17 protein-coding genes and 1 pseudogene are annotated in these 16,067 nt (G+C 71.1%); 7 read left to right on the forward strand and 11 right to left on the reverse strand.

All coding sequences use genetic code 11. The features are described 5' to 3' along the window. Positions 1-37: 37 nt before the first annotated feature. Complete coding sequence (locus HA073_RS02250) at positions 38-703, reverse strand: GNAT family N-acetyltransferase (RefSeq protein ID WP_166455579.1); 666 nt, start codon at positions 701-703, stop codon at positions 38-40. 229 nt (positions 704-932) lie between these two features. Here HA073_RS02250 and HA073_RS02255 point away from each other — a divergent pair, with 229 nt between their 5' ends. The 4 genes from HA073_RS02255 to HA073_RS02270 all read left to right on the forward strand — a co-directional run bounded on the left by HA073_RS02255 (position 933) and on the right by HA073_RS02270 (position 2,485). Further along, positions 933-1,118, forward strand: coding sequence for a DNA repair protein (locus HA073_RS02255; RefSeq protein WP_166455580.1), 186 nt, complete (start codon positions 933-935; stop codon positions 1,116-1,118). A 63-nt stretch (positions 1,119-1,181) separates the two neighbouring features. Continuing rightward, on the forward strand, positions 1,182-1,439 hold the full coding sequence (locus tag HA073_RS02260; RefSeq protein ID WP_043326097.1) for a type II toxin-antitoxin system VapB family antitoxin: 258 nt from the start codon (positions 1,182-1,184) through the stop codon (positions 1,437-1,439). Next, on the forward strand, positions 1,439-1,858 hold the full coding sequence (locus HA073_RS02265) for a PIN domain nuclease (RefSeq protein WP_043326099.1): 420 nt from the start codon (positions 1,439-1,441) through the stop codon (positions 1,856-1,858). Before HA073_RS02260 ends, HA073_RS02265 begins: the two co-directional genes overlap by 1 nt. 108 nt (positions 1,859-1,966) lie before the next feature. Then, the gene (locus tag HA073_RS02270; protein ID WP_166455581.1) at positions 1,967-2,485 is read left to right on the forward strand and encodes a hypothetical protein; all 519 of its coding nucleotides are present in this window, start codon (positions 1,967-1,969) and stop codon (positions 2,483-2,485) included. Between the two features lie 48 nt (positions 2,486-2,533). On the opposite strand, the gene HA073_RS02275 is transcribed toward HA073_RS02270, so the two are convergent. After that, positions 2,534-3,271 (reverse strand): Clp protease N-terminal domain-containing protein, encoded by a 738-nt coding sequence (locus HA073_RS02275; RefSeq protein ID WP_043326103.1) that lies wholly within the window; start codon positions 3,269-3,271, stop codon positions 2,534-2,536. A 67-nt stretch (positions 3,272-3,338) separates the two neighbouring features. Here HA073_RS02275 and HA073_RS02280 point away from each other — a divergent pair, with 67 nt between their 5' ends. Next, positions 3,339-5,048 carry a Na+/H+ antiporter gene (locus HA073_RS02280; RefSeq protein ID WP_166455582.1) on the forward strand — a complete coding sequence of 570 codons (1,710 nt, stop codon included), beginning with the start codon at positions 3,339-3,341 and terminating at the stop codon, positions 5,046-5,048. A gap of 27 nt (positions 5,049-5,075) precedes the next feature. Here the strand turns inward: HA073_RS02280 and HA073_RS02285 are convergent, their stop codons facing one another. Together HA073_RS02285 and HA073_RS02290 are read right to left on the reverse strand one after the other, a co-directional pair. Next, the gene (locus HA073_RS02285) at positions 5,076-7,730 is read right to left on the reverse strand and encodes a DUF4132 domain-containing protein (RefSeq protein WP_309227975.1); all 2,655 of its coding nucleotides are present in this window, start codon (positions 7,728-7,730) and stop codon (positions 5,076-5,078) included. Then, positions 7,731-8,039, reverse strand: coding sequence for a hypothetical protein (locus tag HA073_RS02290; protein WP_051611207.1), 309 nt, complete (start codon positions 8,037-8,039; stop codon positions 7,731-7,733). A 112-nt stretch (positions 8,040-8,151) separates the two neighbouring features. Here HA073_RS02290 and HA073_RS02295 point away from each other — a divergent pair, with 112 nt between their 5' ends. Both HA073_RS02295 and HA073_RS02300 read left to right on the forward strand, forming a co-directional pair. After that, entirely contained in the window at positions 8,152-9,621 is a 1,470-nt protein-coding gene (locus HA073_RS02295) for a sigma-70 family RNA polymerase sigma factor (RefSeq protein ID WP_309227976.1), read from the forward strand. 21 nt (positions 9,622-9,642) lie between these two features. After that, the gene (locus HA073_RS02300) at positions 9,643-10,623 is read left to right on the forward strand and encodes a DUF2804 domain-containing protein (RefSeq protein WP_166455584.1); all 981 of its coding nucleotides are present in this window, start codon (positions 9,643-9,645) and stop codon (positions 10,621-10,623) included. On the opposite strand, the gene HA073_RS02305 is transcribed toward HA073_RS02300, so the two are convergent. From HA073_RS02305 to amcA (HA073_RS02335), 7 genes and pseudogenes are all read right to left on the reverse strand, one after another. Then, positions 10,608-12,365, reverse strand: coding sequence for a glycoside hydrolase family 2 protein (locus HA073_RS02305; RefSeq protein WP_166455585.1), 1,758 nt, complete (start codon positions 12,363-12,365; stop codon positions 10,608-10,610). The genes HA073_RS02300 and HA073_RS02305 overlap by 16 nt on opposite strands. Next, the gene (locus HA073_RS02310) at positions 12,362-13,690 is read right to left on the reverse strand and encodes an MFS transporter (protein ID WP_166455586.1); all 1,329 of its coding nucleotides are present in this window, start codon (positions 13,688-13,690) and stop codon (positions 12,362-12,364) included. The genes HA073_RS02305 and HA073_RS02310 overlap by 4 nt, the downstream gene beginning before the upstream one ends. Positions 13,691-13,828: 138 nt before the next feature. Next, on the reverse strand, positions 13,829-14,491 hold the full coding sequence (locus tag HA073_RS02315) for a pentapeptide repeat-containing protein (protein WP_166455587.1): 663 nt from the start codon (positions 14,489-14,491) through the stop codon (positions 13,829-13,831). Between the two features lie 60 nt (positions 14,492-14,551). Continuing rightward, positions 14,552-14,734 (reverse strand): multiple cyclophane-containing RiPP AmcA, encoded by a 183-nt coding sequence (gene amcA, locus HA073_RS02320; RefSeq protein ID WP_166455588.1) that lies wholly within the window; start codon positions 14,732-14,734, stop codon positions 14,552-14,554. Between the two features lie 7 nt (positions 14,735-14,741). After that, positions 14,742-15,232 (reverse strand): annotated as a pseudogene (locus HA073_RS30285) (radical SAM protein); the annotation flags it as partial. Further along, a complete protein-coding gene (locus HA073_RS02330; RefSeq protein ID WP_064446953.1) occupies positions 15,229-15,576 on the reverse strand; it encodes a hypothetical protein in 348 nt (115 codons plus the stop codon). The pseudogene HA073_RS30285 and the gene HA073_RS02330, both read right to left, overlap by 4 nt. Next, the gene (gene amcA, locus HA073_RS02335) at positions 15,573-15,737 is read right to left on the reverse strand and encodes a multiple cyclophane-containing RiPP AmcA (protein ID WP_166455589.1); all 165 of its coding nucleotides are present in this window, start codon (positions 15,735-15,737) and stop codon (positions 15,573-15,575) included. The genes HA073_RS02330 and amcA (HA073_RS02335) overlap by 4 nt, the downstream gene beginning before the upstream one ends. Positions 15,738-16,067 lie beyond the last annotated feature (330 nt).

The raw sequence follows: 16,067 nt of genomic DNA on the forward strand, positions 1-16,067 counted from the left end.
GGCCCGGGATCCACGGTCCGCGCCGAGCCGGGCCGGCTCAGCGGGGGAACACGCCGAACGCGGTGAAGCCGCGATCCGGGAACCCGGCCGCCTCGGCCACCCGGCCGGACGCCGCGTTGCCCGGGTCGTGCAGGTAGGTGGGGATCGCTCCCTCGTCGAGCACCCGGCGCGCCGCCTGCGCGACCAGCCGCCGGGCCAGGCCGCGCCCGCGCGCGGCCGGCACCGTGCCCACCGCCAGCTCGTGCCCGTACGAGTCGTGCCGCTTGATCCCCACCCCGGCCCGGTACGCGCCGTCGGCGCCCCGGACCACGAGCACCTCCCGGTCGAACAGCCGCAGCCACGGCGGTAGCCCGGCCAGCGTGGGCGGCACCCACTCCCCCACCTCGGGCAGCGGCGCCGGGTCGGCGCACCAGCGGAAGACGGACGTGTGCGAGTTGAAGTCGGGCGTGCCGACCGCCGCCGGGAGGGCGGGCAGCCACTCGCCGGGCGGCCGTCCCCGGACCAGCGCCCGGACCGCCTCCACCCGATCGACGGCGACCGAGAGGACGGTGCTGCCGTGGGCGGTCACCGCGAGGGCCGGGCGCAGGCGGCCGTCCCAGGCCGGACGGGCGCGGCGGTGGGACCGCACCACGTGCAGTCCCGGGCCCGCCGGCCACTGTCCCAGCCAGGTCGCCAGATGGAGGAAGACCCGCCGGTCGAGCACGTGATCATGGTACGCCGGGCCGGACCGCCCGTGCTCGCGTAATCAACTGATCCCACCGGGGTTGAGACCCGCGGCGGATGGGTAGTGGGGCGGCACGCCAGCGACGGATGACGATGTGTGGTCCGGCGGAGGGCCGCAGGAATTTGACGCTTCACGGGAACCCGAGGCATCGACCCTGCGTCATATTCATTTCCATACATGGACAAGTTTTTCTGGGACGGTAGTGGTCATGCCTCACGAACCGAATGACCGATTCCAGCAGGACCCGGAGCGGAGCTGGCGGGCCGCCGACGACGCCGGACGCTTCCCGGCGCAGCGGGCGTACCGCGAAGCCCGCAACCGGGGGCTCTCCTGGGCCGAGCTGAACACGCAACCATCGGGCGCCGCCGCCTGGCGCGGGTCGGCGGCCGCCTGACGCACCAATTTCAAGCGCAGCTTGGTGCGCAGATCCAGCACTTCCTGGTGTACGGTCGAACGCATGACCCGCATCACGGTGGACGTCAACGATGAGTGGCTGGAGTCCGCCCGCGAGGTGCTGGGCACCGACACCAAGGTCGCCACCATCAACGCCGCGTTGCACGCCTTCGCCGTCCGGCGGCAGGCGAAGGAGATCGTCGCCGCGTTCGATCAGGTCGAGATGGACTTCGCCGAGTCGGACGAGGGCTGGCGTTACGGCGGTGGGCGCGACTTGAGCCGGCTCGCCGAGGACGCCCGCGACGGCGAGGCCGCGGCCTGATGGCCGGCCAGGTCTACCTGGCGGACACGTCGGTGTACGTGCTTCAGGCTCGGCACCAGGCCGTCCGGAAGCGCTTCGAGACGCTGCTGGCAGAAGGGCGCCTCGCCGCGTGCCAGATGACCTCGCTGGAATATCTGAACAACGCCCCCACACCGAAGGGATACGAGATCCTGTGGCAGGCGCTCCGGGGACACCGCTGGCTGGATGTCACCGCCGAGGCGATGGACCGCGCCATGGCGGTGCACCGCCTACTGGCCGCCGAGAGCCAGCACCGCAACTTTCGGCTGCCTGATCTGATCATCGCGGCGACCGCCGAGCTGCACGGTGCCACGGTGCTGCACTACGACGCCGACTACGACCGGATCGCCGCGCTCACCCACCAGCCCACCGAGTGGGTCGCCCCGAAAGGCAGCCTCTAGGAACGCGGGCGGCGACACACCGGCCGGGCGTGCGTACCGGTCTTCGCACACCTGTGCGGTAGCGTCTTGTGGTCCGATTTCCGGCCTACGACAGGAGAAGCTCCGCGCATGGGCAAGAAGACGATCCACGTCTCCGACTTCACCGGCCAGGTGCTGAGCGCCGACGACGAGGTGGTCAAGGTCGTCGTACTGGAGCACCCGGACCTGGTCGCCGGGCCCGTGCAACTGGACGCCACCCCGGTCGACGTGGAGAGCATCGACGACGCGGCACTGGACGTCGCGGTGGTGGAGATCCACGACCGGCACGGCCACGGCGAGCCGCGCCGGGTGGTGCTGACCGCCAGCGAGTTCGACGCGATGGCCACCGACGTGCCGATGGCGCAACTGCTGCGTACCGCCGAGCGGGTCAAGCCGCCCAAGGCACGCCGCGCCACCGAAAAGATCGACTACGGCACCATCGAGCACGCCGGGCGCCCGCACCGCGGCCGCGTCACCGAGGAGGAGGCCCGGCTGGTCCGGGAACGCCTGGACGAGGTGAACAAGCGCCTCGCCGACGCCGGCATCCGCCAGGTCGACCCGGCCGACCCGGAGCACGCGGCCCGCTACGGGTTCCCCACCGCCGAATGACACACGCGGGCCGGGCACGCGCCCCCGTGGCGCGTGCCCGGCCCGGTGTCAGGCCCCTTTTCGGGTGATCTCGGCCAGCGCCGCCTCGAACGCCGACTCCAGCGCGTCCTTGCGCAGCCCGAGTCCGGTCAGCACACCGTCGCCGCCCTCCTCCTCCAGCAGGGCGAGCAGGATGTGCTCCGTACCGATGTAGTTGTGTCCCATCCGCAGCGCCTCCCGGAACGTCAGCTCCAGGACCTTCTTGGCCCGCGCGTCGTAGGGGATCAGGTCCGGGACCTGGCCGGCCTTCGCCGGCAGCGTCGCGGTGACGACCTCCCGCAGCCGCTCCAGGGGTACGCCCTGCGCCACGATCGCGGCGGCGGCCAGCCCTTCCGGCTCGGCGAGCAACCCGAGCGCGACGTGTCCCGGGGTGATCTCGGCGTTGCCGGCCGCCCGCGCCTCCTCCTGCGAGGCCAGCACGACGTTGCGGGCGCGCGGGGTGAACCGGCCGAACCCGGAGTTCGGGTCGAGCGCGGCGGCGGTCTCCGCCTTGGCCGCGGAACGCTTCTGGGCGGCCTGCTTGCTCACGCCCATACTGCGGCCGATCTCCGTCCACGACGCGCCGGAGCGGCGCGCCTGGTCGACGAAGTGCCCGATCAGGTGATCGGCGACGTCGCCCAGGTGGTCGGCGACGAGGACGGCGTCGGCCAGTTGGTCGAGCGCGTCGGTGTGTGCCTTCTTGATGCCGTCGATGAGGTCGTCGAGGCGTACCGGGTGGGTCATCTTGTGCGGTTCCGTCTCCTCCATGCGTCAACCATAGGTTGACGATACGGATGCGTCAACCCTCGGTTGACGACCCCTTTCCCATCGCGCGATGATCTCGATCCCGGTAGTGTCGACCGGGGTGAGCACCCATTCGACACTGCTGTTCGTGCTCGCCGCCGTCGCGGTCGTCATCGCCGTACGGTGGGTGGCCTCCCGCACCGGCCTGCCCGCCGCCGCGCTCCTGCCGCTCATCGGCATCGCGTACGCGCTGCTCCCCGGCCCCAACATCGGCCTCGATCCCGACCTCGTGCTCATGGTCGTGCTGCCGCCGCTGCTCTACAGCGCCGCGCTCGACTCGTCCCTGCTGGACATCCGGCGCAACCTGCGGATCGTGGTCAGCCTCTCGGTGCTGCTGGTGCTCCTCACCGGACTGCTCGTCGGCGTCGGGTTCCACCTGTTCGTCGCCGGCGCGACCCTGGCCGCCGGCATCGCGGTCGGCGCCGCCGTCGCCCCGCCCGACCCGGTCGCCGCCCTGGCCGTGGGCCGCCGGGTCAACCTGCCGCCGAAGATGGTCACGATCATCCAGGGCGAAGGGCTGCTGAACGACGCCACCGCGCTGACCATGCTCAGCGTCGCGGTGGCCGCCGCCGTGGGCGGCGAGTTCTCGTTCCACGCAGCGGTCGGGCAGTTCGTGCTCGCGGCGGCCGGCGGAATCGCCGTAGGTGTCGTCGTCGCCCGGGCCAAACGGCTGGTCCGGCCGCTCACCGCGGACCCGCTGCTGTCCAACGCCATCTCGCTCGCGACACCGTTCGTGGCGTACCTGCTCGGCGAGGCGCTGCACGTCTCCGGCGTACTCGCAGTGGTGGTCGCCGGCCTGATCGTCGGCCACCAGACGCCGCAGTTCGGGTCCGGGGCGGCCCGCCTCCAGACCAACGCCGTGTGGCGGCTCGTCGACTTCCTGCTCGAAGGCTTCGTCTTCCTGCTCATCGGCCAGCAACTCCCCGCCGTCGTGCGGGGCCTGCGCCAGTACGAGACCTCCACCATCGCCGTCGCCGTCGCCGTGTCCGTCGGCGTGGTCCTGCTCCTGCGCCCGGCCTGGCTGATCCTGACCCAGTGGCTCCCCCGGTCGCTGCACACCCGGCTGGGCGGCGTCGCCGAACAGGACGACACCGACCCACCCGGCGCGGCGCGGCGAACCGGGCGAGCAGACCGCAACGCCCGCGGACTGACCGCACGCGAGGTGGTGGCGCTGAGCTGGTCCGGCACCCGGGGCGTGATCAGTCTGGCCGCCATCTTCACGCTGCCGCTCACCACCAACAGCGGAGACCCGTTCCCCGACCGCGACCTGCTGCTGTTCTGCACCTTCGTGGTGGTCCTGGTGACGCTGGTCGGGCAGGGCCTGACGTTCGCGCCGCTCGTGCGGATGCTCGGCCTGCGCGCCGACGAGGCAGACCAGGCCCGGGTACGCAACGAGGCCCGCTCCGCCGCCGTCGAGGCCGCCCTGGCCCGCCTCGACACCGTCGCCGCCGAGGAACCGGACACGCGGGTGGCGGTCGACACCACACGCGCCCAGTTGCTGACCCGGCTGGCCCGCTACCGGGGGCGGCTCGACCTGCTCCAGCAGAGCGGATCGTCGGAGCTGCCCACCTCACCCGAGTACGAGACGGCGCTGCGGGTCCACCGGACCGCGCTGGAGGCACAGCGCGAGGAGTTGCTGCGGTGGCGCGACTCCGGCCGGCTGCCGGACGAGGGACTGCGCGTGCTGGAACGCGAACTCGACCACGAGGAGCTGCTGCTGCCGAAGCGGGCGCCGAGCTGACTACGGGCCCGGCGCCCGTCGGCCGCCTCACAGCTGGCGCAGGATCACCGGATCCTTGATCTTCTTGTCGGCGGCCAGCAGCAACGCCTTGCTGATGATCTCGCCGAGCCGGCTGTCACCCTCGAACGGCAGGAACATCTCCGGCTCCTTCGCCTTCGCCGAGTCCGGGATGACGCACAGGTACCGCTCGTCCGGGGCGATCAGGATGTTGCCCGAGCCGCAGTGGATGCGGTACGTGTGCAGGTCGCCGCGTACCTCCAGGAACCTGTCGGTGAGCGTGCAGCGACCGGCGATCGCCAGCCGGGGGATCAGCTCCGCCAGCACGTCCCGGCGCGTCCGGCCGGTCGGGGTCAGCTCGCCGAAGCTGTTCTGCGCCCAGTAGTCGCGATACCGGCCCTCCGGCCCACCGTCGTACCAGTTCGGGTCGGCGCCCACCCCGGCCGCGGCCACGAACAGGTCGACGTCGCGCATCACCTCGCTCAGCACGACCGGCGGAACCTGCGCCAGCGGAACCGGCAGGCGCTCGCCCCGGATGAAGAACAGCTGGTCGGTTCCCATCGTGTCGAACACGAGGTCGTCGTCCCGGTGCTCGATCCCGGCGACACCCAGTTCGGCGCGCAGCCCCCAGTCCGGGAGGGCCAGCCAGGGCAGGTTGTAGGACGCCCCGTCGTTGCGGTGCTGGACGTACGACCAGCCGCGCCGGGACAGCAGCGCGTTGAGCCGGTGCTGACGCACGATGTGCGCGGCGAACCGGTTGGAGTACACGCCAGTGGCTCGCTCCGCGTCGGTGAGCAGATACTGCTCCCGGTGCGCCTGCTTGAACGGCTGGGTGATCGCGTGCCGGGTCAGGAACTCCCGCCACGGCCCCACCGCGTCGGGGTCGAGCACCGGATGCCACAACCGGACCGTCGCGTCGTCGGCCGGCTCGAACACGGTGTCGTCCACTGTGCGCAACGCCTCACCGGCCCAGCAGCAGGCGACGCCGTCGACCGTCCAGACGAGCCGCCGGGCCAGCGTACGGGCCAGCGGATGGTCCAGGAGCCGTTCGCGCCACTGCTCGACGGTCCACGAACGGTCGCGCCGCAGCAGCCCTTCCAGCCGGTCGCGGGTGGCGACGAGCGTCGCGGCGACGTCGGCGACAGTCGCCTTCAGCTCCTTCACCTCCTCGCCGTGCTCCCTGCGCACCTGCGCCGGAGGTGTCCTGACCACCTTGCCGTCCGCGTTGCGCCACATCACTACGGCGTCGACACCGCGCACCTCCAGCTCGTACGAGCAGTCGCCCAGCTTGTCCGCGAGCGGCAGCCCGAAGCCGGGCAGGGCCATCTCCTCGACGTCCTCCCGGCTGACACCGAGCGCCTCGGCGTGCCGGGTCAACCCCTTCTCCACCAGGCGCAGGGTGCTCTTGTAGGTCAGCCGCGAGGACAGTCGCGCCAGTTGGGCGAGCGCGGCCGGGTGATCGGTGTCGACGAGCGCCGCGACCGCGGCGTTCGCCAGCTTCGGGCTCGCCGGGCCGTGGCCGGAGATCTTGCGGGCGGCCCGTTCCGCGATCTGGCCGAGGCTGCGCAGGGTCTCTTCGGACGGCGGGCACATCGTCCGCATCCAGAGCAGGCCCCACAGCAGCCTGACGTTGTAGCGGTCGATCATCCGTGGTGGCATGTCCTTGATGTGGCCGGCGCAGCACGTGGTCATGCGCAGTGGCAGGCTGCGGGACTGCCCGACGAGCGGGAGCCAGTCGTCGAGCCGGGCGGTGAACTCGTCGACGCCCACCGCGTCGAGCAGCGACCGGGCCTGCTTGCGCCAGGCGGCCGTCGGCTTCGCCTTGTCCGCCTCGACCGGGCAGTGCGCCAGCAGCGCCTCCCACGCGGACCGGCGATCCGCCGGCATCGCCTCGATGTCCGCGACGGCGCGGTCGGCCCACTGCTCACCGACGTTGGGGATCGGCCACATCCGGTCGGCCTCGTCGCTGATGTAGCTCAGCGAGCGCTCGATCCCGGTCCGACGCCAGGTCGCCAGCGCCGCCGGGTTCACCCGCCCGGCCGCGGCCTCCGCCTGGATGGCCTCCCAGGTGAACCGCTCGAGATGGGAGCTCCAGTAGTTGAATCCCAGCCAGGCCTGAGTGCTCAGCCGGCCGAGCCAGGCCGAGCCGTCGAGGCCGCCGCCGGAACACACGGCACGGATCAGCTTGGCCCACCCGTCCTTGCCCGAGCCCGGCACGGCCAGCGCGTCGAACACCACCTGCCGTACCGGCGCCGGTTGTGCGGCCAGGAGTTCCTTCGTGCGGCGCCACGCCACGCCCCGGGCCCGGTCCCACGGCTCCTCGTGCTGGTACGGCAGGTTCGGCAGGCTGTCGATCAGGGTGGAGGCGGCGACGACACGCCTGTCGTGATCCGCGTCGTCGCCGGTCAGGTCGGCCACGGCGGCGGCGACCGACTCGACCTTCCGGGTGGCCTCCGGCAGCAGCTCGACCAACGGCGCAGCGAGATAGTAGGGCCCGTGCGAATCTTTGAGCGCGGCGAGCAGCGACGGAACCGCTCCCGCCGGTGCCCAGCCGCACACCGTCACCACCCGGTCGACGAATTCCTGCTTGCCGGTCTCGTTGAGGTTCTGGGCGCTCGGGCCCCACCACCTCTTGACGGTGGCGGCCACATCGCGCAGGGCCGACTCGGGGTCGTACGTGTCCACTCAGCCACCCACCAGCGGGACGAGCTTGAGGAAGGTGACGCGCGATCCCGCGTGCAGGCGGACCTTCTCGTCCAGGTCGGTGACCTGGTGGTCGTCCACGAGCACCACGAAGGCGTTGCGGCCGAACGCGTCGAGTGTCATCCGCGTCCGCTCCTCGGGATCGGCGTCCGCGCCGGACTCGGCGATCTCGAGGGAAACCCGACGGCGGATCAACTCGGCGAGGGGCAGCGTCTCCTCGAAGACCTCAATGGTCCACGCGGGCCCGCCCGGAGCTCCGACCACCTCGTCGGTGACTGTGATCAATGGCATGGCGGAGAAGGTAACGCTTCCCTCCGACACCTCAGCATTTTGTGTGACCTGACCGCGTACCGGACAGTCTCCACGGTGTACGAGATCATTCCGTGAAGGCGAGGTTGTGAGCGTGTCCTATCCCGCGTACCCGAACAGGGCCGACATGTCGGCGGTGGTGGACGCGGCTCGCCGCGGCGACCGGGCGGCGACGGACGAGGTGGTCTCGCACTGTCTGCCGCTGGTCTACAACATCGTGGGCCGGGCGCTGAACCGGTCGGCCGACGTCGACGACGTGGTGCAGAACACGATGCTGAGCGTCGTACGCGGCCTGCCGGGCGTCCGCGAGCCGCGGCTGTTCCGGTCGTGGCTGGTCGCCGTCACCATGAACGAGATCCGCACCCACACGCAGCGCCGGCCCACCACACCGGCGCCGCCGGAGGACATCGACAACGTGATCGACCCACGCGCGGACTTCGAGGACCTGACCCTGACCCAGCTCCGCCTCGCCGACCAGCGCCGCGAGGTCGTGCTGGCCACGCGCTGGCTGGACGACGACCACCGCCACCTGCTGTCCCTGTGGTGGCTGGTCGAGGCCGGTCACCTCACCCGCGCCGACCTGGTCGACGCCCTGCGCCTGGAGCCACATCACGTGACCGTGCGGGTGTCCCGGATGAAGGCGCAACTGGACACCGCCCGGCTGGTGGTGCGAGCCCTCACCGCGCGGCCCGGCTGCGCCGGCCTGCGCGACACCGCGTCGGGCTGGAACGGTCAGCCGGCACCGCTGTGGCGCAAGCGGTTCGCGCGGCATCTCCGGGACTGCGCGCACTGCCCGGACGCGACGAACGACCTGGTGCCCGCCGAACGGCTGCTCGCCGGCCTGGCGCTCACGCCGCCCCCGGCCGCACTCGCCTCGGACGTCACGCAGAAGCTGCACGCCGTCGCCTCCGTGTCGCCCGTCGCCCCGGCCGGTACGCACGCCGTGGCGGCCGGAGCGCGGTCCGGGCTCTCGTTGTCCAAGACCCTGGTCGGCGTCGCCGCGGCCGTCGCCGTGCTCGGCGGGGGTGGTCTGATCCTTGCCAACTACCCGGACGGGCCCGACCGGCGGCCCGCGGCCGCGACTGCTGTTCAGCCCGCGCCCGAGACGACCGCACCCGCACTCACACCCTCCCCGACCGCCGCCCTCCCGAGCCCCACCCCGAGCAGGGCGGCGAAGCCCAGCAAGTCGCCAAAGCCGACCCCGTCGCCGGTCAAGTCCACCGCCACGTCGAACGGCTTGTCAGCAGCGGAACGGCGGCTGCTGGTGCTGCTCAACGAGCGGCGTCGCGCGCTCGGGCTGACCGAGGTCAAGCTGGGCGCGGCGCAACACCGGGAGGCAGAGTCCTGCGTACGGCGGAACCTGAACGCGAGCGGGTTGCAGCACTGCGGGCACGAGGTGCTGTTCGCCTCGTCGGGCAACTCCTCGCCGGAGCAGATGATCGAGGCGTGGTTCAACAGTCCGGGCCACAAGACGGCGTTGACGTACGCCAGCTCCCGCTTCGCCGGACCGGCGATCGTGTTCAACGGCAGCCGCCAGGTCGCCGCCATCAACATCGACTACTGAGGCGGTCGCTACGCTCCCCCGATGACGCACGAGAAGGAGATCGTCGAGCCGGTCGACCTGTGCCTTCCGGACGGGCGGCTCAACCCCGCCGCGGTCGGCTGGACCCGCCGGCCGCTGCACCGGGCGAACCTGCGCGGCTGGGGTAGAGCCAAGCGCTGGGAGTACTGGGGGATCGTGACGCCGACCCACATCGTCGGCCTCGTCGCGTCGTCGCTGGACTACGCCGGGGTGCACGGCGTCTACGTGCTCGACCGCGCCACGAAGGTCGAGACCGGCAAGGACGTCGTGGTCCCGTTCGCCCGTGGCGTCGTCATGCCGCCGGTCAGCGGCGCGGGCGCCGTGTGCGCACGCGGAGGCGGCCTGTCGATCGACATCGACCAGACCACCGAGGGCAGCACGATCCGTGCCACCGCGCCGGGCATCCAGATCGACCTCGTGGTGCCGCTCCCGCCCGGCCACGAGTCGCTCGGTGTCGTGGTCCCGTGGAGCAAACGCCGGTTCCAGTACACGGTCAAGGACGTCGGCCGTCCGGTACGCGGCTCGCTACGGGTCGACGGCACGACGCACGTCGTGGACGAGCGGGACTCGTTCGCCGTGCTCGACCACGGCCGGGGCAAGTGGCCGTACGCGATCACGTGGAACTGGGCGGCGGGCAGCGGACCGGACGTGTCGATCCAGCTCGGCGGCAAGTGGACCGACGGCACCGGCTCGACCGAGAACGCTCTGTTCACCGGCGGTCGGCTGCACAAGCTCGGCGCCGAACTGCGCTGGAGCTACGACCGCCGCGACTGGCTGCGGCCGTGGCGGATCAGCGGTGATCGCGTCGAGGTGGAGTTCCACCCGTTCCACGAGAAGGTCTCCCGCACCAACCTCGGCGTCGTGGCCAGCGAGACCCACCAGTGCTTCGGGCACTTCTCCGGCTGGGCCCAGGCGGACGACGGCGAACGGGTGGCTCTGGACGGCCTGGTCGGCTGGGCGGAGGAAGCTCAGAACCGCTGGTGACGCAGCCGCTCGTTGACCTGCCGGACCACGTCCTCGGGAAGCTTGACCACGCGCCGGTCGTACGTGAGCAGACCGTTCAGCTCGTCCTCCACGTCGGACAGCTGGGTGTAGACGGTCGCGCTCAGACCGGCCCGGATCGCGGGCACGATCTGCTCGGTGTGCAGCCGCGTGAACGCCTCCGCCAGGTCCTCGGCGCTCCGGTAGCGCCGGTAACCGAAATCCTTGCGGCTGAAGGCGTGCCCGTCGACGCGCAGGTTGTAGCCGCCGTACTCGGACAGCACCAGCGCCCGGCGGTCGCCGCGTCGCCGCGGCACCCGGAAGCGGCGGAAGTAGACGTGCAGGCTGCGCAGGTCGCCGCCGCCCTGGTCGTGCCAGCCGCTGGCGTGGTCGACAGTACGGGAGGGATCGAGTTCGGCGACCTCGCGGGCGATCCGGGCCGCGTCGAACTGCCCCCAGCCCTCGTTGAAGGGCACCCACACGGCGAGGCTCACCACGTTGCGCAGGTGCTCGACGGTGTCGCGCAGCTCGGCCCGGAACCGGTCCCGTCCGCCGGTGTCGGCACGGCCGAACCAGCGCCGCCACCGGCCCCGGTCGGGCAGCCGCAGCGGCGTCACCGCCGGCGCGGTGACGACCAGCGGGTGGTAACTGCTGCCGCCGTTGACCATGTCCTGCCAGACCAGCATCCCCAGCCGGTCGCAGTGGTGATACCAGCGCAGCGGCTCGATCTTGATGTGCTTGCGCAGCATGGTGAACCCGAGCCGCTTCATGGTGGCGATGTCGGCGATCATCGCCTCGTCGGAGGGCGCCGTGTACATGCCGTCCGACCAGTAGCCCTGATCGAGGATGCCGGCGTGGAAGTACGGCCGCCCGTTGAGCAGCAGCCGGGGCACGCCGTCCCCGTCCGGTCCGACACCGAACGAGCGCATGCCGAAGTAGCTGCGTACCCGGTCCGCGCCCAACTCGGCGGTCACGTCGTAGAGGAACGGATCCTCGGGGCTCCACTGCCGTACCTCGGGGATCGGGATGCGAACGGCCACGCCGACGGGTGCGGTGGCCTCGGCCACCGCGACCCCGTCGGCCAGGATCCGGATGCCGGCGTCGCCGGCATCCGCCGTCGCGTGCACCGTCACCTCGACGCACCGCTCGTCGAGGAGCGGGGTCAGGGTGAGGTGCCGCAGGTGTACGGCGGGCACGCTCTCGGCCCACACCGTCTGCCAGATCCCGGACTGGGCGGTGTACCAGATGCCGCCGCGGCGCAGCCGCTGCTTGCCCCGGGAGTGGTGGCCGATGTCGCTGTCGTCCTGGACCGCCACGACCAGGACGTTGGCGTCCTCGCGGAGCGCGTCGGTGATGTCGCAGGTGAACGGAAGATACCCGCCGGTATGGCCGCCGACAGCAACGCCGTTCAGGTAGACCTGGCAGGTCTGGTCGACCGCGCCGAAGTGCAGCAGCAGGCGCGAGCCGGCCGCGTGGAAGCCCACCGGGAGGGTCAGCGGTCGGCGGTACCAGAGCGTCTCGCCCGGCTGGAGCTGCCGCCCGACGCCGGAGAGCGTGGACTCCGGGGAGAACGGCACGAGGATTTCGCCGTCGTAGCGTTCCGGCTCGGTGGACGAACCGGTGATCGCGTACTCCCACCGGCCGTTGAGGTTGAGATAGCTGTCCCGGGCGAACTGCGGGCGGGGGTATTCGGGCAGGACACGCTCCGGGTCGAGCGTGGAGCCCCACGGGGTCAGCAGCGTCATGCCCGGGCCTCCCGCTCCCGCCGCCGCAGCGCCACGGCCGGCACCGCGATGAGGACCAGCACTGCGAGCGCCATGAGGAAGATGCCCGGCGTCGGAACCTGCTTCACCACGCCGAGATCCTCGTAGACCTCGCCGGCGCCGGTGATCACGGCGGCGCCGAGGTAGGGACCGACGAGCATCGGAACGAGGATGGCGAAGACCATCCGCAGCCCCTGGACATGGCCGGCCCGATCCGGTGGCGAGTAGTCGCGCACGATGGCGCCGATCGGGGCGAGGACGAGCATGAAGCCCGACATCATCACGACCCCGGCGGCGATCACGGGAACCATGCCGCGGGCGAAGAACATCAGCGCCAGGCCGGCGCCGTACACCACTACTGCCGGCAGGAGGAAGCGCACCTTGCCGACGCGGTCGATGAGCCGCCCGCCGACCACGCTGACCGCCGACGCCGTGACGAGGACGACGGCCAGGACTATCGCGTACCCCTCGATCCGCAGGTACCGCTGCAGGTAGATGATCAGATACGGCAGGAACACCTGCGTGGAGATCCCCCAGATCGACCAGGCCGCCAGGGCGAGGTAGAGCCCAGGGTTGGCGCGGACGGCGGCCGGGCGCAGACCGTGGACGACGGCGCGCAGGTAGCCGCCCTCGTGCCGGACGAGTGACGGGCTGTCCTCGACCAGGAACCAGGCCAGCACCCCGGCCACGGCCATGATCGCGCCGATGACCACGAAGAACAGCCGCCAGTTCCCGGCGCGGGCCAGCCCGTCGAACCCGCCGAAGATCACCAGCATCGAGACCAGCGGCATGATGGCGAGCACCGACTCGACCCGGCCGCGGTTCGCCGGCTCGGTCACGTCGGTGACCCACGCCTGGAACGCCGCGTCGTTGGCCCCGGAGCCGAGGAAGGACATCAGGCAGTCGAGGGTGATGACCGCGATCGCCGTGACCAGCACGACGTTCGCGACGGGCGCGATGTCCTCCACGAAACCCACTGTCAAGAAGCCGAAGGCGGCGGTGGAGACGCCCCACAGCAGGTAGCCGCCCGCGATGAACGACCGGCGCCGCCCGGTCCGGTCGGAGAGGGCCCCGAGCAGCAGGGTGGCGACAGTGGCGGTCACTGCGCTGGCGGCGACCATCGTGGCGATCGCGTTGGGATCGTCGGTGATCGTGTCGTACACGAACAGGTTCAGGTAGATGTTCTCGATGGTCCAGGCCATCTGCCCGACGAGCCCGAGCACGATCAGCGCGGTCCAGGTGCGGGGGCGCAGGCCGGCTGGACCGGCCGAGGTAGCCGGGGTGAGCACGCTCCGGGTGGCGGACACGACGGCCTCCTTCGACGGGTCAGAATATGATCCGTCCCGCCCGGCCGTCGATGGGTCCGGGGTCGGCCAGGCAGCTGCGTCCGAGCGGGCACGACGAAAAGACCCCGGTACGGAGTCGCCGGACCATGGCCTTCGTCATCAGTCTTTGCGGACGGCGAGGTTGAGGGCGGCGACGGTCAGCTGAGTGAGGTCAGGAAGTTGATCCTCGCCGAGCGTGACACCGCGCAGGTTGTCCAGCGCCGTCTTCAGCCCGTGAAGGCGACTGCCCCGCAGATCGGCACCGTCGAGGTGACAGGAATCCAGTTCCAGGCCTGCAAGGTCACATGACCGCAGTGCGGTGCGCGGTAGACGGCAGGACGACCACGCGCCGTTCGTGAGAGTGCAGTCGGTGAAGGCGACCGAGCCGGCGGCGGCGACGCGCTGGAGGGTGGCGTAGTCGAAGCGGCAGCCGTCGAACAGGACGTCCTTGAGGCGTACGTCGGTGAGTCTGGTGCCGGTGAACCGGGAGCCGGTGATCGCGCAGCGTTCGATGGTGATGCCGGTCAGGGTCGCTCCGGAGAAGTCGGTGCGGGTGATCTCGCAGCCGTAGAGGCTGCCGGCTTCCCAGGTGCTCTCGCTCAGGTCCACACCGGTGATCAGGCTGCTGCGGATACTGGCGTCCTCAAGGTGCGAGCCGCGCCACGCCGCGCCGGTGACGAGGGCCTCGGTGAGGCCGCCGTCCAGGTTCGTCGTGGTGTCGAGGTCATCCGGTTCGAGGTCCGGCAGCAGAACCTTCACGTCGCCGATCGTGGTGGTGCGCATGTGTCCTCAACCTGTGCGGGCGCGGGGTGGGCACGTCACCCCGCGCGCCCCGTGGCGGGGCTACTTCTTCTTGGTCCAGTTGTCCCAGCCGGGTCGACTGTCGAACTTACCCTTGTTGGCCCAGGTGGGGCGGTTGTCGAACTTCCCCGCGTCGATCGACGTTACCGACCGCTGCGGGTCGACGCCGAGGCGGGCGAGTTGCTCGGGTGCGGCGTTGACGAGGACCGCGAGAGCGTCGGTCATGGTGCTCCTCCTGCTCTTCGATGTTGAAGCCGACCGACTCGCAGCCGGGCAGGCCGGTGAAGAAGCCGACGAGAGCTTCCGCGTGGTCGATGGTTTCCGGGGTGACCACACAGATCACCGAGCACGGGAGCCCCGCTTCGGCCAAGGTCTGCATGCCCCGCAGGGTTCGGGCGTCCGTCGGGTTGCCGGCCCGGTCGAGGCGGTTACGGTTCAACGCGCCCGGTCCGTCGATGCTGACCCCGACCTCGAACCCGTAGGTGGTGAACAGCTCGCACCACTGGCGGTTGATCAGAGTGCCGTTGGTCTAGATCTCGTGACGCACCATTCCCGCGCGCCGGAGCTTCTCGAAGGGGCCAGCAGGCTCCGGAAGAGCCCTATGGGTGTGTAGCAGTAGGTGCAGTCGAGGTTGTAGAAGCTCGTCGGCTGCACGACCAGGGTGTGGAAGCTGCCGGAGACCGCCGGTTGGCCGGTGGCGTTGATGAGGCCGAGGCCGTTCACGAGGTGGCCTCCTCGTCGATGCTGGCCGTGGTGGTGCTGACCCGATAGGCGGGAGCGTGGCGGGCCGGCCAGCCGAGGAACCGGTCGAACATGTCGGCGGCGCTGCCCGTGACGCTCGGGTTGAGCCGGTGCAGGTCGTCGATCGCGTCGTGCAGGCAGCCGGCCAGGTAGAGGAACAGGCTCACCGGCACTTCTCGGTACTCGGCCAGGAGCGCGAGCTTCGCTGCGCCGCAGGGCCACGGCTGCCCGCATCGGCGGCACAGCCACAGCGGGCGCATCGGCAGATGTTCCACCTCGGCGGGTACGAGCCGGTTCACCGCGGGACGACGCTGCGGCCCGGTCACCGGCGACCGCCCTCGCGGGCCTGCTGCTCGAACAGCCGACGCCACACGAAGGTGAGCAGCGGCGGATCAGCCGGCCGCACCCGTCCCGGCGAGGCCGTCCACCTGGGCTCGGGGTGCCGGGGCTGGCTGGCCATGGCGTTACGCGAGACATACACCGTCATGCCGCCACCCCCGTCAGGGACGATGAGCGGCGGGCTCGCCGGGGGAAGGGCGAGCCCGCCGCCACATCACGGCGGCTGGAAGCAGACCGCCGATCACCCACCCACGCAGCCCTCATGGCGGTACGCAGGCGGGGAAAGCGCCGAGACAGTTCGCTCCCGGACGGGCCGAGCCAGCGGCCCAAGCCGTGGTGTGGTGCGCCGCTCATCGATCCCTCCATCTGCAGCTCCCTGTCAGTCATCCCTGACATCGGCATCGACACGCGCCGGTGATCTGGGGTGAACTGAACGTAGGGGCGGTCCGTCCGGAGGACCGGGAAAATCCGTACCGGG

The organism is Micromonospora sp. CMU55-4, from assembly GCF_011602315.1.
GTDB classification, from domain to species: Bacteria; Actinomycetota; Actinomycetes; order Mycobacteriales; family Micromonosporaceae; genus Micromonospora; species Micromonospora chalcea.